This is a genomic window from Mesorhizobium sp. WSM4833 (assembly GCF_055811095.1).
The window spans coordinates 42506-53159 of the sequence record NZ_JBVVQG010000019.1; the positions used below are offsets into that span (position 1 = coordinate 42506).

15 protein-coding genes and 1 tRNA gene are annotated in these 10654 nt (G+C 61.7%); 13 read left to right on the plus strand and 3 right to left on the minus strand.

From position 1 onward, the window contains the following. The first annotated feature begins 24 nt into the window (after nucleotides 1-24). The 4 genes from AC0L2D_RS27960 to AC0L2D_RS27975 all read left to right on the plus strand — a co-directional run bounded on the left by AC0L2D_RS27960 (nucleotide 25) and on the right by AC0L2D_RS27975 (nucleotide 2575). The gene (locus AC0L2D_RS27960) at nucleotides 25-297 is read left to right on the plus strand and encodes a DUF4164 domain-containing protein (RefSeq protein ID WP_013529251.1); all 273 of its coding nucleotides are present in this window, start codon (nucleotides 25-27) and stop codon (nucleotides 295-297) included. An 11-nt stretch (nucleotides 298-308) separates the two neighbouring features. Continuing rightward, on the plus strand, nucleotides 309-674 hold the full coding sequence (locus tag AC0L2D_RS27965) for a cell division protein ZapA (protein WP_013529252.1): 366 nt from the start codon (nucleotides 309-311) through the stop codon (nucleotides 672-674). 225 nt (nucleotides 675-899) lie between these two features. Continuing rightward, the gene (locus AC0L2D_RS27970) at nucleotides 900-1559 is read left to right on the plus strand and encodes a peroxiredoxin (protein WP_013529253.1); all 660 of its coding nucleotides are present in this window, start codon (nucleotides 900-902) and stop codon (nucleotides 1557-1559) included. Nucleotides 1560-1702: 143 nt separating this feature from the next. Continuing rightward, complete coding sequence (locus tag AC0L2D_RS27975; protein WP_473543423.1) at nucleotides 1703-2575, plus strand: MBL fold metallo-hydrolase; 873 nt, start codon at nucleotides 1703-1705, stop codon at nucleotides 2573-2575. 139 nt (nucleotides 2576-2714) lie between these two features. Here AC0L2D_RS27975 and rpoH read toward each other — a convergent pair whose 3' ends face one another. Together rpoH and AC0L2D_RS27985 are read right to left on the minus strand one after the other, a co-directional pair. Then, nucleotides 2715-3626, minus strand: coding sequence for an RNA polymerase sigma factor RpoH (gene rpoH, locus AC0L2D_RS27980; RefSeq protein ID WP_473543425.1), 912 nt, complete (start codon nucleotides 3624-3626; stop codon nucleotides 2715-2717). Between the two features lie 201 nt (nucleotides 3627-3827). After that, nucleotides 3828-4868 (minus strand): RluA family pseudouridine synthase, encoded by a 1041-nt coding sequence (locus AC0L2D_RS27985; protein ID WP_064993253.1) that lies wholly within the window; start codon nucleotides 4866-4868, stop codon nucleotides 3828-3830. Nucleotides 4869-4895: 27 nt separating this feature from the next. Between AC0L2D_RS27985 and AC0L2D_RS27990 the strand changes: the two genes are divergently transcribed. From AC0L2D_RS27990 to AC0L2D_RS28020, 7 genes are all read left to right on the plus strand, one after another. After that, the gene (locus AC0L2D_RS27990; protein WP_337123513.1) at nucleotides 4896-5279 is read left to right on the plus strand and encodes a fimbrial protein; all 384 of its coding nucleotides are present in this window, start codon (nucleotides 4896-4898) and stop codon (nucleotides 5277-5279) included. 48 nt (nucleotides 5280-5327) lie between these two features. After that, the gene (locus AC0L2D_RS27995) at nucleotides 5328-5735 is read left to right on the plus strand and encodes a VOC family protein (RefSeq protein WP_023810974.1); all 408 of its coding nucleotides are present in this window, start codon (nucleotides 5328-5330) and stop codon (nucleotides 5733-5735) included. Nucleotides 5736-5825: 90 nt separating this feature from the next. After that, a tRNA-Glu gene (locus tag AC0L2D_RS28000) sits at nucleotides 5826-5900 on the plus strand. Nucleotides 5901-6149: 249 nt separating this feature from the next. Continuing rightward, nucleotides 6150-6326 carry a Flp family type IVb pilin gene (locus AC0L2D_RS28005; RefSeq protein ID WP_013529259.1) on the plus strand — a complete coding sequence of 59 codons (177 nt, stop codon included), beginning with the start codon at nucleotides 6150-6152 and terminating at the stop codon, nucleotides 6324-6326. A gap of 273 nt (nucleotides 6327-6599) precedes the next feature. Then, nucleotides 6600-7181 (plus strand): VOC family protein, encoded by a 582-nt coding sequence (locus AC0L2D_RS28010; RefSeq protein WP_013529260.1) that lies wholly within the window; start codon nucleotides 6600-6602, stop codon nucleotides 7179-7181. 22 nt (nucleotides 7182-7203) lie between these two features. Then, complete coding sequence (locus tag AC0L2D_RS28015; protein WP_337123514.1) at nucleotides 7204-8061, plus strand: glutathione S-transferase family protein; 858 nt, start codon at nucleotides 7204-7206, stop codon at nucleotides 8059-8061. Between the two features lie 374 nt (nucleotides 8062-8435). Next, a complete protein-coding gene (locus tag AC0L2D_RS28020) occupies nucleotides 8436-8804 on the plus strand; it encodes a hypothetical protein (RefSeq protein ID WP_473543428.1) in 369 nt (122 codons plus the stop codon). A 15-nt stretch (nucleotides 8805-8819) separates the two neighbouring features. Here the strand turns inward: AC0L2D_RS28020 and AC0L2D_RS28025 are convergent, their stop codons facing one another. After that, the gene (locus AC0L2D_RS28025; RefSeq protein WP_013529263.1) at nucleotides 8820-9032 is read right to left on the minus strand and encodes a hypothetical protein; all 213 of its coding nucleotides are present in this window, start codon (nucleotides 9030-9032) and stop codon (nucleotides 8820-8822) included. A gap of 305 nt (nucleotides 9033-9337) precedes the next feature. On the opposite strand from AC0L2D_RS28025, the gene AC0L2D_RS28030 reads away from it, so the two are divergent. Further along, the gene (locus AC0L2D_RS28030; protein ID WP_473543430.1) at nucleotides 9338-10429 is read left to right on the plus strand and encodes a DUF2865 domain-containing protein; all 1092 of its coding nucleotides are present in this window, start codon (nucleotides 9338-9340) and stop codon (nucleotides 10427-10429) included. Next, nucleotides 10375-10611, plus strand: coding sequence for a hypothetical protein (locus AC0L2D_RS28035; RefSeq protein WP_013529265.1), 237 nt, complete (start codon nucleotides 10375-10377; stop codon nucleotides 10609-10611). The genes AC0L2D_RS28030 and AC0L2D_RS28035 overlap by 55 nt, the downstream gene beginning before the upstream one ends. Nucleotides 10612-10654: the final 43 nt, after the last annotated feature.

A 10654-nucleotide genomic window follows, 5' to 3' on the forward strand; every position in this document is an offset into this window, starting at 1 on the left:
TGGGCAGGGCACAGGACGAAGGCCATGACCGGGGAAGCCACACTCAAGGAAGTCATCGCGAGGCTGGGCAAGGCCATCGAGGGGCTGGAAAACGCCGTCGCGGCCAAGCTCGAGCATGAACGCGACTACTCCGAAGCCGAGGCCGAGGTGCAGCGGATGAATGCCGATCGCTCGCGGCTGGCGCAGGAACTCGACAATTCCGAAGCGCGCGCCGAACGGCTGGAAGATGCCAACAAGGAAGTCTCGCGACGTTTGGTGACCGCCATGGAAACCATCCGCGCCGTGTTGGACAGATAGGAGCTGGCCCGATGGCACAGGTCACGGTTTCAATCGACGGCAAGCAGTATCGCATGGCCTGCGACGAGGGCCAGGAAGAGCATCTGATCGATCTTGCCGAACGTTTCGACCGCTATGTTTCACACCTGAAGGACTCGTTCGGCGAGATTGGCGATCAGCGGCTGACCGTGATGGCCGGCATCATGGTGATGGATGAACTCTCGGAGTTGCAGAAACGCGTCAAGGGCATGGAAAGCGAAGTGCTGACCTTGCGCAAGACCCGCGACGAGGCTCTGACCAAGGCCGACAAGAGCGATAGCGTGCTGACCAACGCGCTCAGCGCGCTGGCACAGCGCATGGAAGACCTGACTGTGACAATGGCGGTCAACAAGAGCTGAGGCAGGATCTCTCCTGTCCAGCTCAACAGGCTCTCATCCGCGTGCCGAGCATTCGGCAGCATAAAAATGCTCGCGTGCCGCCGACAAGAGTTTCATATTATCTTGCAGTCACGATTTTTGCGCTAAGATGCAACGATGCCCGGGCGGGGCAGCTCGATGGCGGCATGGGGTTGCCGCTTGTCGTTCCTCGCTGCCGACGGGTTCCGTTTACAGGGGAGATGTATCATGAGCCTTCGTATCAACGACATTGCGCCGGATTTTACCGCCGAGACCACGCAAGGGACGATCAAATTCCATGACTGGATCGGGGACGGATGGGCGATCCTGTTCAGTCATCCCAAGAATTTCACGCCGGTCTGCACGACCGAGCTTGGCACGATGGCGGGGCTCGAAGGCGAATTCAAGAAGCGCAACGTCAAGATCATCGGCATTTCGGTCGATCCGGTCGAAAGCCACGGCAAGTGGCAGGACGACATCAAGACGGCGACCGGCCATTCGGTGAACTACCCGCTGATCGGCGACAAGGACCTCAAGGTCGCCAAGCTCTACGACATGCTGCCGGGCGGTGCCGGCGAGACGTCGGAAGGCCGCACACCGGCCGACAATGCCACGGTGCGCTCGGTCTATGTCATCGGACCGGACAAGAAGATCAAGCTGGTGCTGACCTACCCGATGACCACGGGCCGCAACTTCGATGAGATCCTGCGTGCGGTCGATTCCATGCAGCTGACCGCCAAGCATCAGGTGGCGACGCCGGCAAACTGGAAGCAGGGCGAGGACGTCATCATCACCGCTGCCGTCTCCAACGAGGACGCGATCAGGCGCTTCGGCGCTTATGAGACCATCCTGCCGTATCTGCGGAAGACCAAGCAGCCCTCTGCCTGACCGCTCCTCGGAACAGTTTTTGGCTTTCCTGTCGCCGCGAGCGAAATGATACTTGACTGGCTCACCCGAGCGGACAACCATGCTCCTCTCGGGTGTCGTCAGAGAAAATCATTCCTGACGACCGAGAGTTGGGGAAGCCAGAATTGGACGTAGCTTTGGCCAGGCCGCAGGTCAGCGGCTTCTACGACAAGCCGACCGGGGCCATCCAGTATGTCGTCGCCGACCAGGCGACGAAACGCTGCGCCATCATCGATCCGATCCTCGATTTCGACGAGAAATCCGGTGCTACGGCAACGACGAATGCCGATATCCTGCTCGACTTCGTCAGCGAGCAGGGGCTGAGCGTCGAATGGATCCTCGACACCCATCCGCACGCCGATCATTTCTCGGCGGCGCACTATCTGAGGGAGAAGACCGGAGCGCCGACAGCGATCGGCGACAGGGTCGTCGACGTCCAGAATTTGTGGAAGGCGATCTACAACTGGCCGGATTTTCCCGCCGACGGTTCGCAGTGGGACAGGCTGTTTGGTGAAGGCGAAACCTTCACGGTCGGCACGCTTCCGGTCAAGGTGCTGTTCTCGCCCGGCCATACGCTGGCGTCGATCACCTATGTGATCGGCGATGCCGCCTTCGTCCACGACACGCTGTTCATGCCCGACAGCGGCACAGCGAGGACGGACTTTCCCGGCGGCAGTGCCGCGCGGCTCTGGCGCTCGATCCAGGACATACTGGCGTTGCCGGACGAGACGCGGGTGTTCGTCGGTCATGACTATCAGGCCGGCGACCGCGAACCCTTGTGGGAAAGCACGGTCGCCATACAGAAGGCGACCAACACCCATCTTGCCGCCGTCCGCAGCGAGGCCGAGTTCGTCGCCCTGCGCGAAGCTCGCGACAGGACGCTGCCGATGCCGCGGCTGATCCTGCATGCGCTGCAGGTCAACATGAATGGCGGGAGGCTGCCCGAACCCGAAGCGAATGGCCGGCGGTATCTAAAGTTTCCGCTGGATGGGCTTTGAGAGATCGCTGCCGGCGAAGCTGCAATCTCCCCCTTGCGGGGGAGATCGGATGTCGCCTCCGCTTTCGCCAACCACACAAGAAAAAAAGCGGCGCCAGTTTCCTGGCGCCGCCTTTAGATCTTGTTGCCTTTAGCCGGCTTTAGACTGCGGGCTGCGCCTCAATGGTGCGCAGCGCCTGGGTCTGGCGCTTGGCGGCGGCCTTGACCGCATCCTGCACCTTCTCGAAGGCGCGCACCTCGATCTGGCGCACGCGCTCGCGGCTGATGTCGAATTCGGACGAAAGCTCTTCCAGCGTCAGCGGCTCCTCGGCGAGGCGACGGGCCTCGAAGATGCGCCGCTCGCGCTCGTTGAGCACGGCAAGAGCGCCCGACAGCATGCCGCGCCGGTTTTCCAGCTCGTCCTGCTCGATCAGCATCTCTTCCTGGCTTTCGTGGTCGTCGACCAGCCAGTCCTGCCACTCGCCGGACTCACCTTCGCTCGCCCGGATCGGGGCATTGAGCGAGGCATCGCCCGACAGGCGGCGGTTCATCGACACCACTTCGGCTTCGGAAACGTTCAGCCTGGTGGCGATCTCGGCGATCTGGTCGGGCTTCAAGTCGCCGTCGTCGAGCGCCTGGATCTTGCCCTTCACCTTGCGAAGGTTGAAGAACAGGCGCTTCTGGTTGGCGGTCGTGCCCATCTTGACCAGGCTCCACGAGCGCAGGATGTACTCCTGGATCGAGGCCTTGATCCACCACATGGCATAGGTCGCGAGGCGGAAGCCGCGCTCGGGTTCGAATTTCTTGACGGCCTGCATCAGGCCGACATTGCCTTCCGAGATCACTTCGCCGATCGGCAGGCCATAGCCGCGATAGCCCATGGCGATCTTGGCGACGAGCCTGAGGTGGCTGGTGACGAGCTTGTGCGCAGCGGAGGTGTCTTCATGCTCGGCATAACGCTTGGCGAGCATGTACTCTTCCTGCGGCTGCAGCATGGGAAAGCGGCGGATTTCTTCCAGGTAGCGGCTGAGGCCGCCTTCGCCGGAAACGATACTGGGTAGTGACTGGGCCATGATAGCGCCCCCTCTCTATTGGAGTGATGCCCCCGAAACGCGGCGGGCATGTGACGCGAGCACCAAAAGGCTCGCCCGCGACATCGAATCTTATACAGGAACAAAACCAGAAAAGACAGGCATTTGTTCAACGCGAAACAGTGTGTCACGGTGAAGTGAACAATGTCAGTCAGGTTTTTTGATGGCTTGTCGGTGACGGGTTCAGAGTTTGCGGAAGCCGCCGACGAGTTCCTCCATGTCCCTCGGTAACGGCGCCTCGAACCTCATCGTTAGATGGGTAGTGGGGTGGCGAAATGCAAGGAGCCAAGCATGCAAAGCTTGCCGGGGAAATGCCTTGACCTGGCTTTTCAGCGGTTCCGGCAGCCGGTTGGCCTTGGTGCGGAAGGCCTGGCCATAATCGGGGTCGCCGATCACCGGATGACCGATATGCGCCATGTGGACACGGATCTGGTGGGTGCGGCCGGTCTCCAGCCGGCATTCGACCATGCTGGCGGTGGCGAACTCCTGTTGGCTCTCGCCGAAGCGCTCCTGCACAGCAAAGTGGGTGACCGCATGGCGGGCGTCGTCGCGTCCTTCCGGCACCACGGCACGGCGCACGCGGTCGGCCGCGCGGCCGAGAGGCGCGTCGACCCTTCCGGTCGGCCTCTGCGGTATGCCCCAGACCAGCGCCAGATAGGCACGTTCGAGATCGCCGGTGAGGCCGTGATCGGCGAAAGCCTCGGAGAGTGACTTGTGGGCGCGGTCAGTCTTGGCGACCACCATGACGCCGCTGGTCTCCTTGTCGAGGCGGTGAACGATGCCTGGCCGCCGCACGCCGCCAATGCCGGAAAGGCTGTCGCCGCAATGATGGATCAGCGCGTTGACCAGCGTACCGGTCCAGTTGCCCGCTCCGGGGTGCACGACAAGCCCGGCCGGCTTGTTGATGACAATCAGCTCGTCGTCCTCATAAAGCACATCGAGTGCGATGTTCTCGCCCTGCGGCTCCGCCGGCTCCGGTTCCGGCATGGTAACCGACACGCTTTCGCCCGGCGCCATCTTGCGCTTGGTCTCATCGACAGGCTTGCCGTCGACCGAGACCGCGCCCTGCCTGATCAGCATCTGCACGCGGCTGCGTGACATGTCCGGACCAAGCCTTGCCGCCAGCCACTGGTCGAGGCGCTGACCGGCCGCGTCCGCATCCGCCACCAGCACGGTCGGTACCGCCTCTATCAATTCAGGGGCCTCTTCGTTATGAGCGCTCATTGAAAAACCGTTCCGGAACTGTTTGCCATGGCCACCCCGATCGCCGAAGAAGACCAGGATAAGCCGCTCGACCCCGAGGTCGAAAAGGTGCGCAGGAAACTCGTCCGCTTCGTCGGGATCAATCTCGGCCTGCTGTTCCTCGCCCTTATGGTGGTGATCGGCGCCCTTGTCTACAAAGCGCGCAATGCACCGCCGGCGAACCCGCCGCTGGCCGGGGATATCCAGACACCCGCCGGCGAACCGGTCAGCGGCGACATCGTGCTGCCGGTCGGGGCCAAGGTGGTCAGCCAGTCGCTGTCCGGCAACCGTGTCTCGATCGACGCCGAGCTTGCCGACGGCAGCCGCACGATCTTCGTCTACGACATCACTGAGCGACGCCTGATCGGCCGCTTTGCGATCCGCAACAAGTGACCGAGCCGCAACGATGAACGGCAGCAGGCCCATGAGCAAGCCTCGGGGATGAGCGGGTTCGCCGAACATCGTCGCGTCGCCACGGTCGCCCTGGTCGTCGCCAATTATGACGAGGCGATTGCCTGGTATGTCGAGAGGCTGGGTTTCCTGCTCGTCGAAAATGTCGATCTCGGCGGCGGCAAGCGCTGGGTCACAGTGGCGCCGGCCAACGGGCAGGGCGCCAGGCTGCTGCTGGCCGAGGCTTCCGACGAGGCGCAAAGCAAAAGTATCGGCAATCAGACCGGCGGGCGTGTCTTCCTGTTCCTGGAAACCGACGACTTTGCCCGCGACCACGCGGCGATGCTGGAGAAAGGCGTCGAATTCCGCGAAGCACCGCGCTTCGAGCCCTACGGCACGGTGGCGGTTTTCGCCGATCTGCATGGCAATCTCTGGGATCTGATCGAACCGAAACGATAGGCTGACGGCCGGCTTTTCCTCGACCGGGGAAAGCGGCCAAACCCCAGTTGCTTTTTCCCAGCGCTCAGCCTATATCGCCGGTTCTTGAACGCGCCCATCGTCTAGCGGTCAGGACACCGCCCTCTCACGGCGGGAACAGGGGTTCGATTCCCCTTGGGCGTACCAAGTTTTTCGACAAATTTGCAGGATGCCGTCGATTTCGTTTCTGAAGTCGCGGAGCCTCGATACTGTGGCGTCCGGGAAACCCGCTCTGCACAGGTAGCCGCAGCCTTAAAAACTCCCAGTGGCACCAACCAACCCGGCCATTATTTCATTCGTCTGGCAAATGTTAACGGACGCGAAACCGAGAACCTTAACGTCCCCGCAACTCACGGCGAATATTAGTTTTCGCTTTAGTATCTGTAGGAGGTTGAAATGCAGAAAATAGCTTGTCGTTTCGCTTGGGACGAGTCTGGCGCGACCGCGATCGAGTATGGCTTGATCGCAGCTCTCATCGCGCTCGCGATCATCACCGGCGCCGGGGCGGTTGGCAATTCGCTCAACGGGATCTTCACGACCGTCGGCACTACGGTCAACAGCAGCGGCTCGTAAGTCGGTACATCAATTCGGTCGGCTATCGGCCGGATTCGCCGATCTCAGCCTCCAAAGCGCAGCGCGTACGTGCTTCCGATGCCGGGCATCGGAAGTGCGGACGGCGCACTTTCCATCAGTCGGCTTTATCCGTTGCGTCACCGCGTTCGTCGCTTCTGGCGCCGCGGAGCTGTTTGCATTAGCATCACATCATGGATCCTGGGTGCGGCTCCAGCGGCGCGCAGAACGCCGCGCTGTCCGTAAGGCCAGTTGATCCATGGGGGAGGAAGGCCAATGCAGAAGCTGCAATCGCAGGGCGTCCATCACATCACGCTGGTCGGCGCCGGGCGCCAGACCTCTATCGATTTCTGGGAAGGCGTGCTCGGCATGCCGTTCATCTTCGAACAGCCCAATCTCGACAAGCCGAGGGAAAGCCACCTCTATTTCGATCCCGGCGACGGCCGGCTGATCACTATCTTCACCGACGAGAGCCGGACGCCGGAGAAGCGGCGCACGCCGACCGATCCGGGCTGTGTTCACCACATCGCCTTTTCGGTGTCGCGCGTCACCTTCCTGCAGGCGGTCTCCCGGCTTGACGAGCGCGGCATCAAGCACAGCGGCGTCAAGGATCGCGGTTTCATGGATTCGATCTATTTCGAGGATCCGCTCGGCTTGCTGATCGAGTTGGCGTCCTACCGCTTCGAACCGCCGGCGGGCTTCACCCATGCGGATGTGCTGATGGAAGCGCACAGGTTGCGGGTCGGGCGCGGCGACTACAACATCGCCGAAGTGCATCTCGCCGATGCGATCCAGACGCTCGTAGAGCGTTCCCGTGCCACCCTGTCGGACGATCGGGCGCCGAAGAACCCATACTGAGCAGACCAGAGGGAGGAACAAGATGGCCAAGACAGCGACGAAGACTGCCGGGAAATCCGCGGCCAAAGCTGCCGCCAAGCCGGCGGCGAAAGCTGCGGCAAAGCCAAAAGCCAAGGCGGCCGCCAAGCCTGCCGTGAAGGCGACGGCAAATGCCGCGCCCAGGGCCAAGGCCAAGCCGGCCAAGAAGCCGGCGCTGAAGCTCAGCATGCTGAAGCCCAGCGTCAACAACATGACCGTGCGGGTGTTTGCGCGCGCGGCGGGTTTCGACCACGCCGAGACCGATGCCTGGGGCCACACCCGTTCGCCGGAGTTCATGGCGCGAAATCCCGCGCATTTGACACCGATGATCGAGGACAAGGGCCTGCCCAGAGGCGTGCTGTGGGAAAGCTGCGCCATCATGCAATATCTCGCCAACAAGCACGGGCTGGAGAAATTCTATCCGAAGGCGCCGGCCAAGCGGGCGATGGTCGACAGTGCGATGTTCTACCTGATCGGCACGCTCTACCCCTATGTGGCGCGCGCCACCTATCCGGCGCTCGGCTTCCCGCACTATGCCGGCGAGGTCGGCCACAGCGACGCCCATCCCGACAAGAAGTCCGAAGCCCAGAAGGCGGCGATGGCTGCGATTGCCGAGCCGCTGGAGGTCTTCCACTCGTTCTTCAGGGACGGCAAGCCGTTCATCGGCGGAAAGCATCCGTCGATCGCCGATATCCGGCTGGCGGCGACGCTCGAATTTCTGGCTGTCATCGACTATGCCTTGCCCACATGGGCGAAGGACTATGTGGCGGCGATCGAGAAGAAGCTCGGCAAGGCCTATAGCGAGCCGGCCGGCGACGTGCGCGGTTATATCGCCCATGTGAAGTCCCAGGCCAAGGCCTGAGCTTAAGGGTTCGTTAACCAAAGCCCTGTCTACTGCAGGCAATTCGCTTTCGGCCCGCGACCACGGATGTACTGGCGCAGAACGTCGCAGCGATAGGAAAGGTCGGCGCAATGCCGGCCTTTTGCTTTTCGCACGCTTCGTTCGACGCAATTCCCAAGGGAAAAGCGTTATGCGCCTTTCCGGGAAAACCGTTTCACACTTAACCGGCATTGCTTTATCGCCAGGCGCGATCGAGCAGCGATCAGACCGCGCAAGCCCAGTCAGGTGTCGCTTTTTCGGCGTCAAGTTTGCCGAGAGATATTGCCATTGCCGACGTTGGCCCTACCATCCATTGAGCGTCCCAGATGGACCGTGGTCAGGCGTGAGGGCTGGCGATGAAAAGCGTTGCGAGACGGATTGCGGTTGCGGGCGTGATGCTGGCGGGCACTGTTCATGCGTCAAGTGCAGCTGAACTCAACACGATGGACGATGTCGGGGCCGCGATCCAGGCTTGCTGGACACCGCCGGCGGGAGCGGGAACCGCCAGCGTCACCTTGAGCTTCAGCTTCAAGCGGGACGGCACGCTGATCGGCCCACCGAGGCCGACAGCCATCAAGGTGGAAGGCGATGCCAAGGCGAAGAAGTCCTTTGTCGACGCCGCAACGACCGCCTTGCAGAATTGTCTGCCCCTGACCTTCTCAGCGAAACTGGCGCAAGGCATCGCCGGCAACGTGTTCACGTTGCAATTCGCCTCTCCCAAGTAGGCACCCGCCGCCGGCTCAATGGTGACTGCGCCTTGCCGCGGCATGCCGGGCAAGATCGGGCGTTTCGAAGACGTAGTCGTTCCAGGCCGATTCCGGAACCTGACCGGCCAGATAGCATTCCAGCAACAGGCTTTGTTCGGGATTGAGAGGCCTTGGCGCGCGCTGATCCAGCCCCAGCGAGTGAAACAGGTTTCTTGTCAGGTCCGAGACGGTGAAGTGGATCGACATCTGCGTTCTCCCTTTGGTCCTTCAACGCGGAAGACCGGGCAAAGGTTTCGAACGCCTGGCGATAATGGCGGTCCGTTTCGTTGCAGGTCCGCGGCGAGGGTCGGGCTTGCGCTTTCCTTCGAGGTTCGTCTCAATCTTGAAATAAAAATGTAATATCGAATTTACACGAGATGACATAATACAATAGACAAAAGCTTATTCGAGCTGAAGTTCTTGAGATAATTAGAGTTTACTCATATAGCTGAAGCTTGTGTAAGTTATGGACTGTAATTCCGGGTTCTCCGCAAAAAGGACCGAGTTGTCCGATGATCCGTTTCTGGCCTTCCATGATGCTCGCATTGATTTCGCTGGCGGCGGTTTTGTTCGGGACGCTTTCGTCCTACGCGGACAGCTGCGGCGCGATCAGAAGCCAGTTGCTTTCGGGTGGCCGCAGCAACGGGGCGAACCCGGAGCTTGCTCAACTGCGCCGGCAACTTGCAGCCATCCAGACTATCGAGAGACAGCGCCAGTGCACGGCGAAAAGTTCGCTTGGTGGTCTCTTCAACGCTTGCGCCGATCTCGCCAGGAGCCGCTCGGATGTGCAGCGCCGGATCGCTGCCGCCGGGAATTCAGGCCGCGACACGGCGGGTCTGCAAGCGCGCCTCGTGGCGCTTGGCTGCGCGCCTTCGGCAAAGCAACGGTCTGCGCGCGCCGCGCCCGGCACCCAATCGGCGAGCACCACGTTCGGCGGCAATGCGATGCTGTTTTGCGTGCGTCTGTCGGACGGGTATTTCTTCCCGGCGCCAAAGTCGCAATTCGCCGCCAGCGGTGATCTGAAGGAGACGGCCGATCAATGCCGTTACATCTGCGATGACCCCAGCGTCGACCTCTACACGTTGAGCGATGCCAGCCTCGAAACCGACCAGATGGTCGCGCTCGACACGCGCAAGCCTTATACCGAACTGCCGGCAGCCTTCAGATATCGCGATGATGCGAATTTCAAGGCATGCGACGTCAAGCGATACTACCAGCGGGTCACCGAACTGCGAGCCAGGACTGTGACGCCCGCCAACATGCGCAATGCCATTATTCCGCTGCCGACGGCGAAGCCGGATCTCGGCACGGTTGCGGCCGTCCCTGGAATCGATGCCGAAGCGCCAGGTGCCGCCCAGCACCTTTCGATCGAGGCCGGCAAGCGGTCGGTGCGCGTGGTCGGCCGGCGTTTTTCCCGGCCGAATGATCGCCGGCTTCCCCAATTGGCGATCACCGGCTGCGGCGTGCCTGCTGCGATGCGGTTGCCTGATCCGGCTGGAACAGAGAGGCGCTCACGGCGTTGTGATCGACATCAGCCGGGAGAAACGCCGTGGCTACGTTCCGGGAAATGCGGGTGCTGGAGATCGTCGAAGATGACTCGCTGACCACCGAACAGAAAATCGCCGAACTGCGCGAGATCGAATCCGAGGCGCGTGGGCTGCAGCGGGCTGCCTCGGAGGGTCCGATGGACGACGATGACGGCTGGCAGGAAGATCTGCGTCAGGTTCGTCTTGCACTCGACAAGCTCGGTGCGAAGGAGCCGAAAAAGGGCGCTGCTTCACTTTGAGGCCGGGTCACCGAAGCTATCCGCGGATCGCGTCTTGATCGCA